The sequence below is a fragment of the Aquimarina sp. MAR_2010_214 genome, assembly GCF_002846555.1.
Classification (GTDB): domain Bacteria; phylum Bacteroidota; class Bacteroidia; order Flavobacteriales; family Flavobacteriaceae; genus Aquimarina.
On the sequence record NZ_PJMS01000001.1, the window covers coordinates 3,890,643 to 3,911,671 of the forward strand.

Annotated in this window: 18 protein-coding genes; 4 read left to right on the top strand and 14 right to left on the bottom strand. The window is 32.1% G+C overall.

Annotation, left to right across the window (positions count from 1 at the left end; all coding sequences use genetic code 11):
* Nucleotides 1-9: 9 nt before the first annotated feature.
* From ATE84_RS16775 to ATE84_RS16790, 4 genes are all read right to left on the bottom strand, one after another.
* Nucleotides 10-477, bottom strand: coding sequence for a hypothetical protein (locus tag ATE84_RS16775; protein WP_101449055.1), 468 nt, complete (start codon nucleotides 475-477; stop codon nucleotides 10-12).
* A 20-nt stretch (nucleotides 478-497) separates the two neighbouring features.
* Nucleotides 498-1,154 (bottom strand): GTP cyclohydrolase I FolE, encoded by a 657-nt coding sequence (gene folE / locus ATE84_RS16780; protein ID WP_101449056.1) that lies wholly within the window; start codon nucleotides 1,152-1,154, stop codon nucleotides 498-500.
* Entirely contained in the window at nucleotides 1,144-1,548 is a 405-nt protein-coding gene (locus tag ATE84_RS16785) for a MerC domain-containing protein (RefSeq protein WP_101449057.1), read from the bottom strand. The genes folE and ATE84_RS16785 overlap by 11 nt, the downstream gene beginning before the upstream one ends.
* 482 nt (nucleotides 1,549-2,030) lie before the next feature.
* The gene (locus ATE84_RS16790; RefSeq protein ID WP_101449058.1) at nucleotides 2,031-2,885 is read right to left on the bottom strand and encodes a LamG-like jellyroll fold domain-containing protein; all 855 of its coding nucleotides are present in this window, start codon (nucleotides 2,883-2,885) and stop codon (nucleotides 2,031-2,033) included.
* Nucleotides 2,886-3,141: 256 nt separating this feature from the next.
* On the opposite strand from ATE84_RS16790, the gene ATE84_RS16795 reads away from it, so the two are divergent.
* Together ATE84_RS16795 and ATE84_RS16800 are read left to right on the top strand one after the other, a co-directional pair.
* Nucleotides 3,142-4,062: an ABC transporter ATP-binding protein gene (locus ATE84_RS16795; RefSeq protein ID WP_101449059.1), complete on the top strand. Its 921-nt coding sequence runs from the start codon at nucleotides 3,142-3,144 to the stop codon at nucleotides 4,060-4,062.
* Nucleotides 4,063-4,093: 31 nt separating this feature from the next.
* Entirely contained in the window at nucleotides 4,094-5,209 is a 1,116-nt protein-coding gene (locus ATE84_RS16800) for an ABC transporter permease (RefSeq protein WP_101449060.1), read from the top strand.
* 12 nt (nucleotides 5,210-5,221) lie between these two features.
* Here the strand turns inward: ATE84_RS16800 and ATE84_RS16805 are convergent, their stop codons facing one another.
* From ATE84_RS16805 to ATE84_RS16815, 3 genes are all read right to left on the bottom strand, one after another.
* A complete protein-coding gene (locus ATE84_RS16805) occupies nucleotides 5,222-7,207 on the bottom strand; it encodes a serine hydrolase (protein WP_101449061.1) in 1,986 nt (661 codons plus the stop codon).
* A gap of 63 nt (nucleotides 7,208-7,270) precedes the next feature.
* The gene (locus ATE84_RS16810) at nucleotides 7,271-8,941 is read right to left on the bottom strand and encodes a serine hydrolase domain-containing protein (protein ID WP_158237275.1); all 1,671 of its coding nucleotides are present in this window, start codon (nucleotides 8,939-8,941) and stop codon (nucleotides 7,271-7,273) included.
* A 311-nt stretch (nucleotides 8,942-9,252) separates the two neighbouring features.
* Complete coding sequence (locus ATE84_RS16815) at nucleotides 9,253-10,392, bottom strand: alpha/beta hydrolase-fold protein (RefSeq protein WP_101449063.1); 1,140 nt, start codon at nucleotides 10,390-10,392, stop codon at nucleotides 9,253-9,255.
* Between the two features lie 185 nt (nucleotides 10,393-10,577).
* Between ATE84_RS16815 and ATE84_RS16820 the strand changes: the two genes are divergently transcribed.
* The gene (locus ATE84_RS16820) at nucleotides 10,578-11,588 is read left to right on the top strand and encodes a sensor histidine kinase (RefSeq protein ID WP_101449064.1); all 1,011 of its coding nucleotides are present in this window, start codon (nucleotides 10,578-10,580) and stop codon (nucleotides 11,586-11,588) included.
* Nucleotides 11,581-12,276 (top strand): LytTR family DNA-binding domain-containing protein, encoded by a 696-nt coding sequence (locus ATE84_RS16825; protein WP_101449065.1) that lies wholly within the window; start codon nucleotides 11,581-11,583, stop codon nucleotides 12,274-12,276. Before ATE84_RS16820 ends, ATE84_RS16825 begins: the two co-directional genes overlap by 8 nt.
* A 70-nt stretch (nucleotides 12,277-12,346) precedes the next feature.
* Here the strand turns inward: ATE84_RS16825 and ATE84_RS16830 are convergent, their stop codons facing one another.
* The 7 genes from ATE84_RS16830 to ATE84_RS16860 all read right to left on the bottom strand — a co-directional run bounded on the left by ATE84_RS16830 (nucleotide 12,347) and on the right by ATE84_RS16860 (nucleotide 20,946).
* A complete protein-coding gene (locus tag ATE84_RS16830; RefSeq protein ID WP_101449066.1) occupies nucleotides 12,347-12,910 on the bottom strand; it encodes a hypothetical protein in 564 nt (187 codons plus the stop codon).
* A gap of 177 nt (nucleotides 12,911-13,087) precedes the next feature.
* Nucleotides 13,088-14,086 carry an IS1595 family transposase gene (locus ATE84_RS16835; protein ID WP_101444842.1) on the bottom strand — a complete coding sequence of 333 codons (999 nt, stop codon included), beginning with the start codon at nucleotides 14,084-14,086 and terminating at the stop codon, nucleotides 13,088-13,090.
* A gap of 52 nt (nucleotides 14,087-14,138) precedes the next feature.
* The gene (locus tag ATE84_RS16840; protein ID WP_143273658.1) at nucleotides 14,139-14,837 is read right to left on the bottom strand and encodes a hypothetical protein; all 699 of its coding nucleotides are present in this window, start codon (nucleotides 14,835-14,837) and stop codon (nucleotides 14,139-14,141) included.
* A gap of 55 nt (nucleotides 14,838-14,892) precedes the next feature.
* Nucleotides 14,893-15,324 carry a hypothetical protein gene (locus ATE84_RS16845; protein WP_101449068.1) on the bottom strand — a complete coding sequence of 144 codons (432 nt, stop codon included), beginning with the start codon at nucleotides 15,322-15,324 and terminating at the stop codon, nucleotides 14,893-14,895.
* 61 nt (nucleotides 15,325-15,385) lie between these two features.
* Nucleotides 15,386-16,024, bottom strand: a complete 639-nt coding sequence (locus ATE84_RS16850) for a hypothetical protein (protein ID WP_143273659.1) — start codon at nucleotides 16,022-16,024, stop codon at nucleotides 15,386-15,388.
* A gap of 473 nt (nucleotides 16,025-16,497) precedes the next feature.
* The gene (locus ATE84_RS16855; RefSeq protein ID WP_101449070.1) at nucleotides 16,498-20,055 is read right to left on the bottom strand and encodes a M1 family aminopeptidase; all 3,558 of its coding nucleotides are present in this window, start codon (nucleotides 20,053-20,055) and stop codon (nucleotides 16,498-16,500) included.
* A gap of 3 nt (nucleotides 20,056-20,058) precedes the next feature.
* A complete protein-coding gene (locus ATE84_RS16860) occupies nucleotides 20,059-20,946 on the bottom strand; it encodes an ABC transporter ATP-binding protein (RefSeq protein WP_101449071.1) in 888 nt (295 codons plus the stop codon).
* Between the last annotated feature and the right edge of the window lie 83 nt (nucleotides 20,947-21,029).

A 21,029-nucleotide genomic window follows, 5' to 3' on the forward strand; every position in this document is an offset into this window, starting at 1 on the left:
TAGACTTATTTATGCATTTGGATTATAAGGGAATGAAGAATGATGTACATCAATTTTCAGCTCTCCATTAATTAATTTATAGCCAAATGTATATTCAACTTTTGCTTCATTACCACCTAAATCGGTAAAAAAGTAATTTCCCATCGCAATGGCACGATTTTCTTCTAAAATGAGATTTGAATTTTCAAACCTTACCTTTGTCCAAGGTTGAATAGCAAAGCCTTTATCTTCTTTACATGCACGATTATCTCCTGCTATGAAATAGGATAATGCCTCTGGTTTAGTTGGTCTAAACTGTTCTATTTCGCATTTGGTTGGTTTAAATGAAACCGACTCTGCTTCAAAAGCGTAAGCTGTATCAAGAAATTCGTCCGCAAATTTTTCACATTCAGCCCTATTGTCTTTAAGAGCACCTATTTTTACTACACCATTACCCCAATTATTTTGAGCCTCTAATACTTGTTTTTTAGTTATCATTTTTATGAGTTTTATGATTTTTATTGTGTTATTATTTTCAAAAATTCATTACGAATTGCAGTTTCTGAAAAACAGCCTCCATATTCTAAAGTCGTAGTGAAGCTACTTTGATCTTTAATGCCTCTTGAGGATACACAAAGGTGTTTTGCTGTTACCGAGACAATAACATCTTTTGTATCCAAAACATGTTGTAAATCATTCAAAATTTGAAGAACCAACCTTTCTTGAACCTGTGGACGACGTGCGTAATAATTGACTAAACGATTAATTTTTGACAAACCAATCACCTTATCTTTAGGTATATATGCTACATGAGCATGCCCAATTATTGGTAAAAAATGATGTTCGCAAGCAGAATCTATTGTGATATTCTGTTCAACCAACATTTTTTTATAACCATACTTATTTTCAAATGTCGAAAGCTTTGGTTTATTCAATGGATTCAATCCATAGAACAGTTCTTTTACATACATTTTTGCAACACGATAAGGAGTTCCAGATAAACTATCATCTGTTAAATCTAAACCCATTTCATGCATTATCATTTTAAAATGATGTTGAATATTTTTTATTTTTTCATCATCAGACTTTTCGAATGCATCTGCACGTAAAGGTGTTTTTATACTTGTTGAAATATGATTATCTCCTAATATTTGAATTTGCTCTTTATCCTTCATTTGTACAGCATTTAGTCGTATTGCATTGGCAATATTTTTTATTATATAGGTGTAATACTATTAATGTTAGTGCTGGAAAATATATTAGGTTTTCATTTAAAGGAAACCATGCAGTTTTTTCGTTTACTATTATTAGAAATAATAGAAACCAGCTTAACCATAAAGAAGGTTTCATCCAATTACTAGCTGTTGTTTGTGTAGAACGATAAATAGCTAAAAAAGAAATTACTAAGAAAACAGAATCCATAAATTTCCACCAATTTGGTGTTACATCACAACAGGTTATTGAACAACTTTGTGCTATAAAAATAAATGGCGTAGCAATACAATGCACAAGACAAAGTGTACTTGCGATAGCTCCTAAATTATCTGGTTTTTGATTTGTGAATATCATTAAAAGATTATTAATACGACAAAGTTGCAAATATAAAGAGAATATTCATTAATGCAACCTTGTTGCTTTATATTTGTTTTATGGAGGTGACAGAAAAACAAAATCAGTAATAGGTTTTATTAATGAGTCCAACAATAACAGTTCTTTAGAAATCATTTCTGTTATTACTTAGATAGAATTTTAGATTCTAAATTTAATAAAACAACTATGTATTGTGTTTTAGATAAATTAGAAGAAGAAGGTGTTTTACATTGATTTCGTTGGTGAAATATGTATAAAAAACCCCAGTTTTATTGCAGGCCCTTAGAGAAAAACCCATAACTATAAATTAGTTTCAGAATCCATACTTTGGTTTAATACACGAATAATCAAAATATCAATATCTATGGCCAAATAAAAAATAGTGCGAGATTTATAAGAATATTGTTTTAATGACAATATGAATTCAGATGCATCACGCCCGATATTAATGTTATTCTACATTATTTGAATAAAGTTTTTATACCATTTTTTAGTTCAAAAACAGATTTCACTTCTTTAAGATCTAGTGGCTTATCAAAAACGGCAAGCTCATCCATCAATCCAATATAGCCTAAACCCAGCATAATTTTCCCTTTTTCTGCTTCCCACGTAAAAGGATCACTAATATCTTTTATGCTCCCCTTGAGTTCACCATTTATGTATAATTTGAATGCGGGTTTTGTTGTATTTACTTTTGAAAAAGTAATAGCAATGTGTGTCCATTTCCCTTTCTCAAAAGGAGGTTGCTCTACTATAACTGTGCGTTTTTCCCACTTAGCCTCATCGTTTTTGTTTTCTGGATTCCAAACTTCTAAATCTCCCATAGCACCTAATCTAAATTTTCTTGGATCATGATCTGTGAAATCTACCCATAAGGCGGCATCATTGTATCTAACATCTGTAATACATATTGGGTCGCAATAGCCTGGTGCTAAGTCTTTGTTAGGATCTAATTGTAACCAAAATGATACGGTACCGCTCCATGATTTACTACCGTACCCAACATTTTTATAAGCCTTATAAAAAATAGCAGAAGTGTTTGCCTTTTTAAAGTGAAGCGCATCACCTGCAAGGCCTTTATTTTTAGCTAAAACAACATTAGCGCTGTGTAATCCAGGTTTGGCGTTTGCTGCTTTTTTATAATTCTCAGCTGTATACATCATTGCATCGCCAACAGATACATCTGCTGCTAGTTTTCCGTCAAAAGAACTATAAAAAAGTATATGTTCTTTTAATTGTTTGTTTTGCGAAAATGAAATACTAGTGATGAGAAAAAAGAATACTCTAGATATTGATAAAAGCATAGTTGTTTTCATAGTTATGGCATTTCTATCAAAATTAGTGACGCTATGAAAACTTTCTCCAAAAGCTAATTGAATCTTTTTGAAATTATAGTTGATATTTTTTCAACTACATAAATCACTCATCAATTTCAAAGATTCTCAATCTTCAATATTATGTCGTACTAAAGTAAAGTCCAATTCATCCTAAAAAAAATACAATTCGGTAACATCATTTTTATAGATAGTAATGTGTTCACGACATTTGAATAATCAATAAGCAAAACGATCTATGATTCAAGTACAAAACCTTTCCAAATCATTTCAAAATATACAAGCAGTAAACGATATTAGTTTTACCATTAAAAAAGGGGAAATCTTCGGGTTTTTAGGTCCCAATGGTGCTGGAAAATCTACCACATTGAATATGATGAGTACTATTTTAAAAAGTGATGCAGGAACTATTCATATTGATGGTAAAAACAGTAATGAAAATGCTAAAGAATGTAAACATTTGATTGGTGTTGTACCTCAGGAGATATCCTTATACGAAGACCTTTCTGCGCATAAGAACTTGCTGTTCTGGGGTAATTTATATGGAATTCCTTCCAAAACACTAAAAGAAAGAATCCATACCACCCTAGAATTGATCGGATTGTTAGATCGGAAGAATGATTTGATCAAAACCTATTCAGGAGGAATGAAACGTAGAATCAATATTGCTGCGGCATTGCTACATAACCCTAAAGTACTGTTTATGGACGAGCCAACTGTAGGAATCGATCCGCAAAGTAGAAATCACATTTTTGAAGTTATCGAAACCTTGAATAAACAGGGAATGACCATTGTCTATACTACACATTATATGGAAGAAGTAGAGCGTTTGTGTGATCGAATTGCGATTATAGATTCTGGAAAAATCATCGCACAAGGAACACAATCTCAGCTAAAAGAATTGGTACAGACAAAAGAAAGCATTCAGTTCGAATTTAATTTCCTTTCTGAAAGCAATGTAGATCAACTTAGAAAACTACTTTCCTATACAATGACACAAAACAAAAACAAATTGTTGGTAGAAATTACTGTGAAAGAGCTTTCTAAAGTGATTACAGCGTGTAATGAATTGCAATTAAGCATCAAAGACATACAACTGAACAAAGTAAACTTAGAAGCAATCTTTTTAAACCTCACAGGAAAACAGTTAAGAGATTAATAAACATCAATCCATTACAAAATCAACCATCATGATAGTTACTATTTTAAAAAAAGACCTAAGATTGTATTTCTCAGACAAAAAAGGAGTCCTGATAACCTTTTTATTGCCTATTATTATGATTACACTATTTGCATTTGCATTTGGTGGAGTAGCAAAAAAGAAAAGTGCTCCAAAACCTTTAGGTGTTTTGGTAGTAGATAAAGATGCTACAACGGCTTCTCAAGAATTGATTGCAAAATTGAATAGCATGCAGACCATTCGTTTGATTGCTTCTGAAGAAGACAACGCCTTAGACCTTATTAGAAAAGGGAAAAATGTAGCTGCTTTAATTTTTGAAAAAGGATTTTCAGATGCTGTCACTGCTGATACAGACTTGCCTATAGAATTAAAATATGACGCAGCGAGAGATTTACAGATGCGAATTGTACATACCGTTTTAAAAGAAGGGTTTAAATATCATTTAGGAAAAGTAGATGTGATTAACAATGTAAAACTAAAAACTACTTCGTTAATCAAAGAGAGTTCTACCAAGGCCCATCCTGGTTTGGTACAAGCTGTAGGAGGAACAGCAATTATGATGTTGTTGTTTAGTATCGCAGCTATTGGCGGTGGATTGTTAGATGAAAAAGACGCAGGTACTTTAAAACGTTTGTTAATTGCCCCTGTAAAACCATTGGACATTTTATTAGCAAAAATGGGAACAGCCATGGTAGTTTCTATTTTACAATTAACTACCATGTTTGTCTTTGCCTGGTTGGCATTCGGACTACCTATTTTTATGGATGCAATCTCATTAGTAGTATTAATTTTATGCATCTCGTTTGCAGTTTCTAGTTTTGGAGTTTTCTTAGTATCTACGGTAAAAACACGTCAACAATTACAAGGAATGAGTACCATTATTATCATTCTAATGTCAGCAATTGGAGGAAGTATGATTCCGATTAGCATGATGCCAGAATTTATGCAAAACATTGCAGTAATTAGTGTGAATTATTGGGGGATTGAAGGTTTCTTTGATATTTTCTGGAGACAATTACCTTTCATAACTATTCTTCCTAAAATGGGAATTCTATTAGCTATTGGTTTGGGAATGACTTTGGTTTCTACAGTATTGTTTAAAAAGAATATTATAGCGATAGAATGATGTATTTTCAGATTATTTTTTGGGTCTGAGCGTCTCAATAATCTGAGCATCTACCCAGAATATATCTACATTGTCGTAATTGCCTGGGGTCATATTCCTATTAAAGAAGAGGTATTTACCATCTGGTGTCACGCAGGCAACCGCTTCCCAACCCTTGGTATTTACTTTATCTCCCATGTTAATAGCTTTACCCCATGAGCCATCTTGCTGTTTAAAGCTAATATAGATATCAGAATTACCATATCCACTCTCTCTTCTGCCATCCCATATCAAATAGGATTCATCTGGTGCGACGAAAGGGTGAGCATTCATTCTTCCTGTGTTAATGGCTGCACCAAAAGACCTAGGTTTTTCATGTTTCCCATCTATTAATCGTGAATAACGAATAACGCCATCTCCGTCTGGCATGCCTATCTCATCAAAAACATAGGTTCCTTTTGATGACTCCGTAAGGCGCATGATCTCTATCTCCTCGAAAGAGGAACCAAGTTTTTTTAACTCTGACCAACCTCCTGCTTCGGTACGCTCCCTATATCTTCTTCCTAAATGCATGGTCTTGCCATCAGGTGAAATAAAGGGAGTTCCCACTCTGGGCGATACAACAGACTCCTGCCACTCGTTATTTTGATATTGAAAAACAACAAGTTCTTGTTCTTTAGTTTCTTCATTATTCCTAATAAAATAGAACTCCTTCATATCTGATGTGAAGACACCACTCACTTCCCACCCCTCTGTCGTAACTATACCGGGAGCAAAAGGTTCAGGAATTAAACCCGGTGGTTTTTGACCTAGATAGGGGCTTTCTAAAACTGAGGATTGACCTTTAACAAACGCAGGTAGGATGATTTTTGAAACCTGAGTCATTATAGTATCTTCCCTATCATGACCAGTAATCACAACAACTAAGTCAAGTTCATCAACAGTGATAATATATTGTCCGCCACCACCCCAAGCGAAATTGGTATCATAGCTTTTATCACCGACTTTTATATTCGTTTGATAGAAAAAATAGCCATAATTAAAGCTGTCGGATTGCCAATCTTCAGTAGGTTTAATAATGTTACTGGTTGCATTAGCTAAAAATTTTGCTGAAATCAGTTGTTCGCCATTCCATTTACCTTTATTAATAGTCAAAATTCCCCACTTGATCATATCTCGCGATGTCATGCTCACGCGCCAACCAGCTTCAGGAAGGCCACTAACGCCAATTCGCCAGCTATAATTCGTGATGCCCATTTTACCAAGAAGTTCATTTTTGATGAAATCCTGGGCGGTACCTGGCACGACGGCCTCAATGACTTGCATCACCAAGGTTGGATTGAAGTTGCCATATGAATAACTCTGAGACGCTAAGGTAATAGGTTCGCTATGTTCAAGAAGGACCTGAACTAGTCCTTGCCCTTTTAACTTACTTGGGTTTTTCTTGAATTCTCTTCTCTGTTCTTCACTGATGCGAAGCCCCCCACGCATGGTCAATGCCTTATGGAGCGTTATTTTTTCTGCGCCCTCAATAAATTTTGTTGGATCCAGGTCTTTGAGAAAACTAACCAGGGGTTTGTCCAGATCGGCCATTGTTAGATATCCCAACTGGATAGCACGGCCCAGTGCCAAACTGGTGTAGGCTTTAGCCGCTGACGCTTGGTCGCCGGCCAGATTGACGCGACCGCGCTTGTAGTACGATTCAAATAAGAGCTTACCTTTGTGGGTAATAAGCATGCTATCGTAGAGACCATGCATACTGTCGGCGATCTCTTGCGCTAGAGTAAGAATCATCGCTTTATTACCACCATCTATGCCTAATTTACCAACAAGGATACCGTCTTTTCTATCGGTTGGCGCTACATCGATAAAGGCCTTTTTAAGATCAGGAATATCTCTGAATGAGAGTCTGGCTTCGGCAGCTGTAGCCTCTGGTGCCTGACTATCAATTTGTTGGGCAAAGCTACTATGTGTTAGTACAAGAAGAATTAAAAGTAGTAGTCCTGTTTTGTTTTTCATGATTTTTATTATTTATAAATGCTTGATAGCGGTTAGCACTATTAAGTTTGATGAAAATTCATCTTATTCACTTTTTTGTAATTCCTTAATTTTCTGTCTGGTATTGTTATTTTGAGGATTTAATTCAAGTGATTTAGTATAATTTAAAATTGCCATATCAATTTCTCCAATTTTTGCACAGGCTTCTGCATAACTATCGTATACTTTATAACTATCGGGATAGAGCATCATATTCACTTTGAAAACATCTTGTGATAATTTCATTCTATCCTCATGGAAAAAATCATAGCCTAGATCGTTTAAGTAGTCTTCAGTAACAGTAAGATAAGTGGGATCATGTTCTTTTAAGGCCATATATGCATTAAGTGCTTTGTCAAAGTCACCTTCAAGAAGGAATTCTACAGGTTCTTTTTTATCAGTATCCATCTTAACAAAAGTTGAAGTTATGGTTCCATCGTTTCTATTCAGGTAAAGTAAATTGAGCGCTTCGTTTTCAGAATTTGGCTTGAATTGCATAAGTCGACTAGAATTTCTTCTAACAAAACTACTATCCGAGATTTTGATGAGTTCTTCTGCTTCTAGGTCAAGGATATTTTTATAAAACAGTTGATTATCCTTATGGAAAACTTCAACAATCCTACCATTGGACATGTATCTACCAGTAATTTTATCAACTAAAGACTGTTCAACTTCTATTTTTTTATGTACTGGAACATAATTATCCCATTCATAAGCAAGGGCAACAGAACGAATCAGTTCATCATTAAATGCTGGATAAGTGCTATTGGTTAACACAACCACACCAAAGTCTTTGTCTCTATGAGCCGCTATCTGACCAAAAAAAACCCTATTCCATCCCCAATGTCTAAAGTAGATTTCATCTTTTTTGTTCATAATACCAAATCCTAGCCCATACTTAAATTGTCGACTATAATAACTATTTACCCCATATGGTGTAAGCATTAATGCAGTCATATCTTTTGATAATCCTTTGTTACTATTATCTCTTAAGGTTTGCTGTATGTTGATTACAAATTTCGCAAGGCCCTCTGCATTTGACCATAATCCGTTTGAAGCCATTCCTGGATAAGTATGTCTTTTACCTTTTACCATAGAGCCATCTTTCAAATAACCTGTTGCTGCCATCGCTAAGTGTTTTGTAGTAAGAGGTTGATTAAAAGTACTATTGTTCATTTCTAAAGGTTGCATCACTAATTCATTCATAAGCTCTGGGAATTTTTTGCCCTCAACATCTATCATCATTTGTTGAATGATGGCATAGCCGCCAGCTGAAACATAAATTCTTTCATCAGGTTCTATATTTACTAAGATTGGACCGTTTTTGGCTGGAGGAGTTCCGTTTAAAATCTCTACAAGTGTTGGTACAGGTGAGTCTGTACTATACCCTGGTATACCATGAAGGTTTATTCCAGCAGAATGATTTAAAAGATTTTTTATTGTGGCTTTCTTTTCTTTGGTAAATTCATTATCAGGCAATTTCCAGGATTTTAAATAGCTGTTAATATTTTCATTTAAGGTAACTTTATTTTGTTCTACAAGACGTAATGCACCATACGCAGTTAGGGGCATGCCAAGTAGTGATGCTTGGAAAATTGTTTGCTCAGTCACAGGAGCTTTACTTTCCTTATCCATTATACCGTATCCTTTTGCCCAGGCAATTTTACCATTATGTATGACTGCAATACTAACACCTGGTATTCCATAGTGTTTCATACGTTCTTCTATAGACCATGTTGAATCCCCGGCTATGTGTACCCGAGTTGTGAGGCCGGTTTCTACTTCTTTAATTAAATCAATTGTAGTATCAGTATTTGATCCTTCTGCACATGATTGAAAAAAAATTATGAGGAGGAAGATTGTGACACTTTTTTTTATTACTAATACTTTTTTAAGAAATTCTTCTTTTGATTTCATTTATGTTCAGTCGTTAAGGAGTTTGATGCTTTTATAGATATTCTTCGGTTCTGAGGTGTTTAAAAACTTGAGTGCTCACCCAGTAAGTCTTTGATGAGTACATCCAGATTTTAATTTTTTAGTCTTTGCAGCCACCTTTTAGCAAGTGAAAAATCCGGATCAATTGTCAGTGCTTTTTCGAGCATGACCCTAGCATTTTCTAGCTGACCTTGAGCTTTGCGTACAAGACCCATTCCGAGATAAGATTCCTTCCCTTCAGGATACACTTCTAAGGAATATTGAAAGATTTCTTCTGCGGCAATTAAATCCTTACTTAGTATCGTGTGAAAACCAAGGTTAAATATGACCGATATAGGTGTCTTGATTTCATACCCGTATCGTTTTGATAACCTATCGAAATGTTGTGTTACTTTATCCAACGATTCCAGATTTTCACTGGGATTGAAGGGATTGAAGTCAGGGTATAGCGCGAGAAGAAACAGTGTAAAATCCATCGCTGGTACATGACCCTGGTTCACCAATTCATCCACTTTATAAGTAAAACTGTCTGGTTTATGATCCTCTACAACACGAGTGAATTCAGAAACGTGATTTGTTAATCCCTCATCATCGCTGTAAATGATGTGTAGCGATCTGTTTTTCGAAAGCGTTTTTAACGGACCAGTTTTTATTTTTTGTTGAAGCACTTTTGGTATGTGCATAATTGATGGGCTGCTTGCGAAGTAACTATTAAATAAAAGGGGCTTGTTGAGCAACATGTAAACAGTGAAAAAACCACTATTAGAAGCACCATAAAGTATGTTGAATGGAGCAGTCCGGTAGTTATTATCAACGTGCGGTATCAGCTCTGTCTCAAAAAAGTTAATATGATTATCCGGAATTGTTGTGTCTTGATTTTTCCTTGTTGGCAACAAAATACTATTTCCTTCGGGTAAATCTATTCCAATAAGTATCATCTCAGGAATTTGTCCTTCGCCCATGTAGTCTAGTGTAGAAGCTAACATGGCGAACCGAGCTCGGTAATCTGAGCCCAACATATACAGCACGGGATAGCTTTTCTTGGAGCTATCGTAGTTCTCAGGTAAATGGATTGATAGTGGAATGGTTTTGTTTAACTCTTTTGACTGAAGTAAAGATATTTCGCCTAAGGTAACTACTGGTTTATCAGGATCGTTTTCTGCCTTTTCTTGAGCAAAGACAGTATTTAACGCTATAGTACATACTAATATTAATAATTTAGTAATTTTCATATTTGCTTTATTTTTATTACTTGCGATACTAAATTATCGTATAACTTATGTTTAACAACATAAACATGATAAATGCAAAAGTTAAATGACAAAATCATTTCATCATTGATATATAGCTTTTGTAAGAAATTATAGCAACTGCTGGGTATAGATAGTATCTTTATACCCATTTAAGAAAAACATATATGTTTAATAGGTCCATAAAAAACACCATACTAATTAATACGGGAGCTTTCTTGCTAGTTTTTATGCTTGAAACATTGAGTAATTTGTTTTTTAAAGATAATTTTGAGACTAATTATTTATTTTACGCACATGGACTTAATTATACTTTTATGATTATGGGTTTCATTTGGGTAAATCATTTTATTCTTATTCCTTTTTTCCTAGATAAGAAACGATACTTTATATATGGGATACTACTCATAGGGAGTTTACTTATTTTTTCCTACTTAAGAACAAATAGTTGGTCTGGCACTTCTAAAATATTCTTCTTTCTTCTTTATACAACAGGAGCTGGTATGGCTGTTTTTTTCTTAAGAAGAAACACGATCATCCAAAAAGAAAATGAGGAGAAAGAAAAATTGCAAAAAGAAATGGAGCTTACCTATTTAAAAGAGCAGGTAAATCCTCATTTTTTGTTTAATTCATTAAATAGTATTTATTCACTAGCTAGACAGCAATCGCCAGAAACTCCTGATGTTGTAATGCAGCTTTCAGAATTAATGAGGTATCAATTAGAAAGTTCTAAAAAAAACACCGTTTTATTAAAAGAAGAGTTGGAGTTTATAGAAAATTATTTGTTACTTGAAGAAAAAAGACTAAGTAAACGTTGTACTATTGAATTCTTAATTAGCGGAAATTTATTAGAGTTAAGGATTGCTCCAATGCTACTCATCCCATTTGTTGAAAATGCTGTTAAACATGGTGCTCAAAGTACGAATGAACAGAGTACAATTGATATTTCTGCCTCTATAAAAAACACTACCCTTCATTTTTGTGTAGTTAATTCAAAGCCTCGTATGGTTACTGCATCGAAAAGAGAAGGAATGGGTCTTGAAAATGTGAGAAGACGTTTAAATCTATTATATCCTAATTCTCACGTATTAGAAATTAATGATATGGAAAAACTATATCGTGTAAATTTATCTATTGATTTAGCAGTTTCAATACTAAAAAGAACAATTAATGATTAAAATTGGTATCGTAGATGATGAAATACTAGCACGTAAAGTGTTAGAAGATTATTGTTCTAAAATTGACAACTTTGAATTAGTATTAAGTACAGGGAATCCACTTGAATTTGTCAATTTCACTCAGCAAAATGAAGTTGATCTCATCTTTCTAGATATAGAAATGCCAGAACTTAATGGAATGGAAATTTTGCGTTCTATGATAAACCCACCTAAAGTTATTTTAACTACTGCTTATTCTGAGTATGCATTAGAAAGTTATAATTATGGTGTTGTAGATTATTTATTGAAACCTGTAAAAATTGAACGTTTTTTGAAAGCAATAAACAAAGTTTCAGCTTCAAAAATAATAGAACCTAAAAAAAATAGTGGAAATGAAGAACTTCAAATAAAACATGATGGAATGCCTGTTAATATTTCATTTAAATCAATCCTGTACATTCAGAGTTTTGGAAATTATTTGAAAATCTTTACCGATTCAAGAATGTACCTGATCTCCGAAACACTTACTAATATGACTACATTATTATCTAAGAATTTCCAACGCACACATAAATCATATATTTCTAATTTGGATAGAGTTACAAAGGCAACCAAAACATATTTATTAATTGAAAATAATAAAGTCCCTGTGAGTGCTATGTATAAGGTTATTGTTTTTGAAAAATTGGAAGTTTTAGCAAAATTATAAAGTAGTTAATTTCTATTTCACATATTCCACTTCTCTCCTGCTCATTCAACTTATCATTAATAGTTATCTTCTATCCTGGGAGAAATATTCTCTTTAGATTCTTACCATGCAATGCAATTAATTTTTTTTCTAAATTAGTTAGTATTTCAGGACAGCCTTTTTCAAAATCCTTACAAGATATTTTCTTTTCTATAGTATTGATTTTGATTACCACTTCAAGCATACTACCACAGGAAGTCATATTATCGTAGTAAGTATCCAATTGCAATATATCATTTTCTACAATTTCCTTAATCAAAGACTTAACAATACTATCACTTAAAATCACTTTAGATTTTTTTTGATATTCTGGATACCCTTCAAAATCATTTTCTTTAGAAGGCAAATAGGTAAGTTTATTTCCAATTAACTGAAATGAATCCCAATGAAAGGCTCCTCTCGATAAGGTTAATTTGATATTTGAAATGTCATTGAAATCAAAATTTTCAGAATTAGCCTCTTCTTTTTTTTGAGTATCTGTTATACTATGATTAAGAATTGTATTTGTTTTATTACCATAATCTACGCAAGAAACTAAGATGATCTTTACCATTAGAAAATAGATAAATGGTATTATTCTTTTTTTTCTTATCATTATTTTAGTTTTATAACCTACGAAAAGGTCGTTTTACTGTACTTATAGCTATTTCTATAGCAAAATTCGGAAGACAAGTCGTCGTGTAAGATAGCAAGGATATTTGATCCTGGAATACGCATTAGCCCGGTTAAAAATTTATTAGAGCTATTTTCTTCCAACTACAATTAATTTTGGCTAAGTTCTAAAAAGCATATTATTTACTACTATGTTTTTAAATTCCATCCAGGCAGTATTGGAAGCAAAGGCTATAGCTGCTACGGTTGCCATTTTACTGGTTGAATTTTTTATTTTTTCTAAGACTAAAAACCAATTCAGATAATTCTGAAGGTATTTTGTTGCCACTCCATTGAAGGGCTCCATAAATTTCCTTAGACGCATATCCATATTATTCACATTTTGTACGTGATATATTTTGTCAACAGCTCTTTGACCCTTCGAAGCATTAAATTTTTTGTGTGCTACCTTCTTGTCTTTTGCAAATGCAGTATAGCTTCTGTGACTGTCGCTACAAAGGGTTTCTACTTTAGCCAACTTCCCTTGTAATATAGTCTCCAAGTCACTTTTACTAATGCGACCTCTGGTAGCTACTTTGAAATCTTTGTTCCCTGATCGGTCACAACTGGCTATCACAGCTACTTTTTCATTACTGAGACCAGCTTTACTTGCCTTTGCGCCACGTTTTCTAGCAGGACGATCCAAATTTCGATTCCCTTTTTCAGAGTAAGCAAAGAAAAGATCATCACTCTCTAGGATTCCTTGGAATTCATCCACACTTACGCTCCCAAAGGAGACAAGTAATTTGTGCCTCCAATCAAAAGAAGTCTGAATAGAAATCCCTGTTTCTTTGGCACTCTTGCGAATACTATATCCAGAGAGTAAACAGAATAAATAACGATTAACTTTGTCTTTCTTCTTGAGGTTGTACCAGAACTTACCGGTAGTTTCACTAAAGTTTTTATGACAAGTATTACAAACATAGCGCTGTACTCCTTTGAGCTTACCATTAGCCTTAATTTTATTGCACTTACAATGAGGACAGCTTATGGCTTTACTCTGATTGCTATCAATCAGGGCTGAACCCTCAGTAGAGATCTCCAATAATGTGGAAACAATTTCTGATTGAACCAAAGCCGATGAACTAATGAAAAAATCTCTAAAATCTTCTGGTATCATTTCTCCGTTTTTATAAAGTAAAGATAAAACATATTCTAATTAGAACTTAGCCTTAATTTTTAATCCAACTAATAATACTCCTATCTTTTTCCTTGTATATCACTAAAAGCCAATCTTTTTGTTTTTTAATTACCGTAACTGCTTTATTTTCTATTGTTCTTACTTGATTACCGTTTTTCAAATCTCCGGTACAAGGATCTTTTTTCTCTTGATTATTCAAAACGGGTTGTGTTCGTAATATCCCTGATATTTTTTTCTGTTCAAATATTGCATCCATACTTGTAATTGCCGTTTTATAATGATGAGATATTAGGCTTTCAGTAATAGTATTATCACTATGAATACTAAGTTCCATTAGTACAGAATTGGTATCACAACCGATAGCACTTTTTAGTACATAAATAGTAGTTTCTTCTCCCTGTTTTACTTCCATTAACTTCCCTGGACTACTCCATGTTTCAATAAAAGTATTGTCTTCATTTACGAATAACATTGTAGTTTGATAATGCTGTGTATCTTGATAAATAATGTCTTTGTTTCCATCATTATTAAAATCTATAAAATGGATGTTCTTAGTATTAATAATAAACATATTTGAATGCCCATTTGCTAAATCAAATTGCGGAGTTACAATTTTTGAAAACCCAGTACTATCTATTGGAAACTCAAACTCTGGAGGCTTTTGCAATAACTTCAAACTTTCTGTTAGAGCATCGTTATTCTGAGCACACCCTATTAAGATGTTACACATACACATTATTACAAGAAGAAAAAAAATATCATAGTTCTTGTTGAGTAATGTCTTTTCATTTGATGTCAATTTTCTTAAATTCAAATTTATCAGTTTTTTTATCCCCTCTTTTTGTATACCCAATAACTTTTTTGTTTTCTACTTTAATTACTAGGTTTTTTAAAAAATCATATGCGATTTCTTTTGGGTTATTATATATTTTAATTTCATGATTTTGAATTAATTCCCACTTATAATCTAACGTATAATTTATGTTTTCTACACCACAACTAGAAACTTCTTTTTCTAATATCGAAACATTATTTTTACTAAAATTTAGAATTAAAAAAATCTCTAAACCTGCACAAGGGTTATCATCAGGAGTTTCTTCACATACAGATCCAATCATAGAAATAAATGTTTGATTGATTAGTATATCATTATTACTTTGAGCATTTAATCCTAAAAATAAATTTATAAACAGCAGAAATAGTATTTGTTTTTTCATGTTAGATAAATTATAGTGCTAGTTAATTGCATTCAGGCAGTATTCTCTTTATTTTCATAACTTATTGCAAAGTCTTTTCTATATATTCTTCACCATTATATTTTAATACTGTTTTCATGGTTGTAACCTTTTCCATAGAGTCGCAATCGTTATTTTTATCTATATAATTTTTGGTTTTAGTAATTTTATTTTTTGCTAAAATATTGTAATAACTGTTTGTTTTACTAGCCGTTATAATGAGTGTTTTTTTGTGATCAATGAATTCGCCAATACAATCCGTATCCCATTCACCACCATAATCCATTACATCATAGTTTTTTAAAATCCTTTTCAGAGTATTCTTTGACTTTATGAATAAGGAAATTGTTGTATTACTATATGGGTTAGCTTTAGACATCCCGTAATAATGAACTCTTATTCCAAATGCTCGATTCTTTTCTGAAATTTTATACGGAGCAGTGTCTATTGTTATTTTCGTCAATACTACTGCATCAGAAACCCAATTATTTGTTGTAGAGCTCTCAAAGTATGTATTAATTATTTTTCCTGTTTCATTATTTACTATTAATATATAACTGTTGAGTTCAAAATAGTGTTCTTCTTCATCTACAATTTCTGGAATTACGATAATTATTTCTTTGGCATTATTTGGTAGTGCTTTAGAAATAATCAAATCATTTTTAATCTTTGACTTATCCAAATTAAGTTGATTTATAACACTATTAATTAGGGTTGAATCTTGAGAAAAGGAATTCAAACTAATTAAAAAAAACAATATTATTGTACAATGTTTCATTCTATATTTTTTCAATTTATTGTAGCTGATACCTATTTTAGGTATACATTATAGTTTTAATACGAATGTATAACCTTTGATATTTAATAGTGTCACCTCCTTCTTCGTTACCTTTTTTAGCTTCTCTATCTATTAGATTATTTCGCTTTGTCTAAAGCTACTTCTTTTTTTAGACTCTCTTACTACTTACATTGTTTAATGAAGTTATCTTATCAACTCGTCTTGCTCCAAACTTTTTTTAATAATGAGGCACTGTTTCATTATTGTATTATACAAAATGGCTTTTAAGCTTGGTAACAACCATATTATTTAAAAAAGCGAGAATAAATAGTTAATTATTCTCGCATTAGTTTTGTAAATAAAACAAAAAATATTCTTTAATACTCGAAAATATTATCTACAATATTCTCATCAGATCTTGTCCCATAGGGATCTATCGCAATATATACTGGTTTTTCTTTCACAATAATTTTAATTTCTGATATTTCATCATCAATTGTTGAAGACTGATAATGTAAAATTTGGTTATTTTCTCTAACAGAAGATGGATGTGTATTAAAGACTCCTATTTTGATCGGTTCATTTATAGAAATCTGTTTAATTTCTCCAGTATCTAAAGTTTCAAATCGTTTGGCATTTACTTTTACAGTAACTTCATAAGTACCATTTGCTAATTCTTGATACGAACTATCGTCAATAACCAAGTCGTAAGTGATTACTTTTTTAAACCAATCATTTATTAACTTATGCTGTTTTATTGGCGCTACTGCATAAATTTCTTTTAAAAAATCAATAGATGTTACTTTTAATTTATTGCTATTTCTATGTTTATCTGTTAGCGTTTTTAAAACAAGATTTACATTTTTCTCTCCAATTAAATCTCTTAATGCCAACATTACTGTTAATGCTTTTCCATAAGAAATATAACTTTGACCCAATACTTTATACACTGGAGGCTCAATATCTCTCGCATAAGATCTTCCTAAAAAATACCTACTTCTAGCATTTTCACTCAATTCATATATGGCTCTTTTTCCATACATTTTTTCCATAACAACGGCTTCGGTATATTTTGCAAATCCTTCTATAAATAAAGAACCTCCTGCAACTGGTTTTGCAGATAATGTGTGTCCCCACCACTGATGACCAACTTCATGAATAGTTCTTTTGGCAACCAAATTGAAGGTATTTGGGTTATTGACATTTGACAAATACAATCTGTCTTCAACCATACTTATAACACCTGGATGTGCAAATCCACCAAAAGACCAGTGCGATGGTAATTCTGCAATGCGTACATGATCAAATTGATATGCCCCAAAATTTTCTTGGCAATAATCTAAGGTCTGCTTTATGCTATGTTCGATTTCTTCAATATTAAATGAGTGATTTTCATCGAAATATTGTTCAATCGAAACTCCTTTATAATTTATTTTTTTTGAAACGTATTTAGCAGAAAAATAAGCGATCATAGGCATTACTCTTTCTTTAGATTTGTAATGATAGAAGTTTCTATCATTCTCTGACCATTTATTTATCAAATTCCCTGAACTTAATGCTGTCTGATCAGAATCAGTTGAAACTATAGTTTCAAAATGTATTCTTTCATTTTTAAAATCTTCTAATTCGATATGAGAATCCGATATGTTTTCTTCTATTCTTTTGGGCAAATTTCTTTTCTCTCGTTCTACTCTATCTATTATTTCCAATCCAGGACTATATCCGAGCATTGGTTCAAAATCATTATGTGTAATATAAGTTCCGTTCCTTACAATGGCCCTGTTTTCTTCATATCCTTTTATTTCATTTTTCAATTCGAAATTGTATACAACAGCATCATTAGGTTGTAGTGCTTCTTTAAATTTGAAACGATAAATACCAAAATCAGTATCCTGCTTAATTAAAGTTGCATTTTCTATAGTAATAGTTTTTAACGGAATTCTTTCTGTTATAAATATTTCAGATAATGGTTGTTCACTACCATTTTTCAATATATAATTTGCCTTTACTGTATAACGTCTTTCTTTAGGGAAAATAGCAACTTCTATTTTTCTTGATATTGGATAGGGTCGTTCTAAACTTTCGAATTGTTTGAATTGCCTTTCGTATTGCTCTCTAAAATCTAATCTATCACTAATGGTTTCATAATCAGACACTATATTCATATTATAAAATACCAGGCTTCCAAAACCTATAAATGATATGATTAGAAATGAAAGGCTCATTTTTTGAATTTTGGACCAATTCGTTATAAGTAATTTTAGTTTAACTGAAAAGTTTGCTACTTCACCTCTATTCCATATTTTAAATGATAATGCAATTAATAACAACCCAAAAGCCAGCCAATACAGTGCTAAATGATTAAATAGATTTGAACGTCCATAAAAACCATTCATATTTGAGTAGGAAACTCTAGGCAAAAATCCGAGACTAGTTAAAGGATGTTCTAATCCTAACACATTAGATTTTAAACTTAACAGTACAATTAAACCGAACATTCCCATTCCCATATATTTGTTTTTTGCCAAACTGCTAACAAACAAGGCTATCATAGAAAACACAGCTAGTTGTAGTCCATAATGATAATATAATGAGGCATACAGATAAAATTCAAAATTTGTATAGTTTAAACTTACTTGAAATATAATACACATTAAAATTCCTGTAGTTATTAAAATAACAGGTAACAATAGTATTGTAGAAAACTTAGATAAAAAGAATACACTGTTCTTTGTTGGTAACGCATCTACAACTAAATTAAAGTTTAAACTACGTTCTTTCCATACAATTTCTGAACTATAGAAAATGATTAGGATTAAACTAAAAAGAGTTAAAGGGTTAACTATTAAATCTATCAATTGGTTTGTAAAAGGGTACGTGTTCACTCCATATTCTCCTCCACTTACAACTGTTGAATATAATTCTGAAAACACAATAAACAACCACATTATTAAGACAGCAATAAACGGTAAGCTTTTAAAAACGTTTTTTAATTCTAATTTTAATAAGGATAAAAATGCTAATTGTTGTGCTTTAAAATTATAGATTGCCAGTAATGGTTTATAGTATACTAACCGCGTAGAGTCCTTTTTTACTTTTTTCTCTGTCTTAGCTTTTTTATTGATTTTTCTAAAAGAAAATACCCTGTATGTGCTTAATAAAATCCCTATAGAAATTAATATCCAAACAAGCCTATTTATTAAAAAAAGACCTGAAAATGATAACAATTGTGTATTCTTCTGAAAAGGCGTCCAATATTGTGTTTGCTCAAAAAATGCTGCAATACCAAATAGATCAGTAACCGCAGCAATAGCCATACTTTCTGGAGATGCCGGAACAGATTGCGCTAATAATGGGGAATTTAAAAAAATGGAACACACAAAATACAACATGTAAACAAATACTGCACTTACATAAGTTGCAGTACTGTTTTTTGTTAATGTACTTACAGAAAATACAATAGTAGAACAGACAAAAATATTTGGTAATACAATGTACAACCAAGGTTGTAAATACGTTAATAGTTGAAAATCACTTAATCGTTCTGGATCTAAGTTTGAAAAATAGTTTCCAAAAACATATCCTATCAAAAAAGGCGAAAATGCCAATACACTAAAAATAAATGTTCCTAAAAATCTACTCCAGAAATAATGCTTCTTTTTTACTGAAGAACTAAAAATTAAACTCTCCATATTGTATTGCTTATCTCTAAGTATAGCACTAATGGCGAAAAACATGATTATGAACACACTTCCTAAAGTAAAAAGACCTGTATGAAAATATACTTGATAAACAGAATTAAAATCAACTCCTTTTGGAGCAAATCCTTGTCTTCCCACAAATATTCCTAATGCTAAAAATAGAATGGCAAATATTGGGAATGCACGTTGCTTTAATTGATAAAAAACTTCGAAATTAAATAATTGTTTAAACATAGTTTAGGACTTTTTAGATTGATTATTAAAAAGTGTAGCGAAATAAAAATCTTCTAAATTGGGTTTAATTAAATTGAAATCTTCTTCTGGTTTTGAGTCCGATAATACCCTTATTTGTGTATTCCCAGAAACTAACTTTGTTGAAATAAGATTGAATGTTTTTTTATAAGCTTCAATGTCTTTTTTTGGAATAATCTTACTCCAAATCTTACCTTCTATACTTGCCACTAAAGCTGTTGGATTCCCCTCGGAAATAATTTCTCCGTTTGAAAGTATTGCCATTTTCGGACATAAATTTTTGACATCTTCTACAATGTGTGTAGATAAGATGACGATGACATTCTCTCCTATTTCACTTAATAAATTTAAAAATCGATTACTTTCTTCTGGATCCAAACCAGCTGTAGGCTCATCTACAATAATTATTTTCGGATTTGCTAACAATGCTTGTGCAATACCAAATCGCTGACGCATTCCACCAGAAAATGTATAAACAGCCTTTTTTCTGTGTTGATATAGATTTACTTGTTGTAATAAAGCAGTAACTTGTTCTTTACGCTGTTTTTTATTAATGATTCCTTTTAAAACGGCTAAGTGGTTTAGCAATTTTTCTGCAGAAATTTTTGGGTACACTCCAAATTCTTGTGGTAAATACCCTAAATGTTTTCTAATACCTTCTGGGTTTTGTATGATATTTGAATTATTGAATGAAATAGTTCCAGAAGTAGGTTTTTGCAAAGAAGCAATGGTTCTCATTAAAGAAGACTTTCCTGCCCCATTTGCGCCTAACAAACCAAACATGCCGTTTGTGATTTCCAAATTAATTCCGCTTAATGCTTTTACTCCGTTAGGATAAGTTTTGCTTAGGTTATTGATTTTTAATGTATTCATAAGTGATGCTTTAAAAATTACATCACAAATGTGTTGAGTTTCCTATTCTTCTAAAATTAAAAATGACGTATAACTCCCCTTTT

Coding starts and splice junctions, on each gene's coding strand:
- ATE84_RS16835 (WP_101444842.1), bottom strand. CDS start 14,086: ATGATACCAGAAGATTTTAGAGATTTTTTCATTAGTTCATCGGCTTTG.
- ATE84_RS16800 (WP_101449060.1), top strand. CDS start 4,094: ATGATAGTTACTATTTTAAAAAAAGACCTAAGATTGTATTTCTCAGAC.
- ATE84_RS16840 (WP_143273658.1), bottom strand. CDS start 14,837: ATGTGTAACATCTTAATAGGGTGTGCTCAGAATAACGATGCTCTAACA.
- ATE84_RS16805 (WP_101449061.1), bottom strand. CDS start 7,207: ATGAAAAACAAAACAGGACTACTACTTTTAATTCTTCTTGTACTAACA.
- ATE84_RS16795 (WP_101449059.1), top strand. CDS start 3,142: ATGATTCAAGTACAAAACCTTTCCAAATCATTTCAAAATATACAAGCA.
- ATE84_RS16775 (WP_101449055.1), bottom strand. CDS start 477: ATGATAACTAAAAAACAAGTATTAGAGGCTCAAAATAATTGGGGTAAT.
- ATE84_RS16815 (WP_101449063.1), bottom strand. CDS start 10,392: ATGAAAATTACTAAATTATTAATATTAGTATGTACTATAGCGTTAAAT.
- ATE84_RS16810 (WP_158237275.1), bottom strand. CDS start 8,941: ATGAAACACTATGGAATACCAGGTGTTAGTATTGCAGTCATACATAAT.
- ATE84_RS16825 (WP_101449065.1), top strand. CDS start 11,581: ATGATTAAAATTGGTATCGTAGATGATGAAATACTAGCACGTAAAGTG.
- ATE84_RS16855 (WP_101449070.1), bottom strand. CDS start 20,055: ATGTTTAAACAATTATTTAATTTCGAAGTTTTTTATCAATTAAAGCAA.
- ATE84_RS16820 (WP_101449064.1), top strand. CDS start 10,578: ATGTTTAATAGGTCCATAAAAAACACCATACTAATTAATACGGGAGCT.
- ATE84_RS16860 (WP_101449071.1), bottom strand. CDS start 20,946: ATGAATACATTAAAAATCAATAACCTAAGCAAAACTTATCCTAACGGA.
- ATE84_RS16785 (WP_101449057.1), bottom strand. CDS start 1,548: ATGATATTCACAAATCAAAAACCAGATAATTTAGGAGCTATCGCAAGT.
- ATE84_RS16845 (WP_101449068.1), bottom strand. CDS start 15,324: ATGAAAAAACAAATACTATTTCTGCTGTTTATAAATTTATTTTTAGGA.
- ATE84_RS16830 (WP_101449066.1), bottom strand. CDS start 12,910: ATGATAAGAAAAAAAAGAATAATACCATTTATCTATTTTCTAATGGTA.
- folE (WP_101449056.1), bottom strand. CDS start 1,154: ATGAAGGATAAAGAGCAAATTCAAATATTAGGAGATAATCATATTTCA.
- ATE84_RS16790 (WP_101449058.1), bottom strand. CDS start 2,885: ATGAAAACAACTATGCTTTTATCAATATCTAGAGTATTCTTTTTTCTC.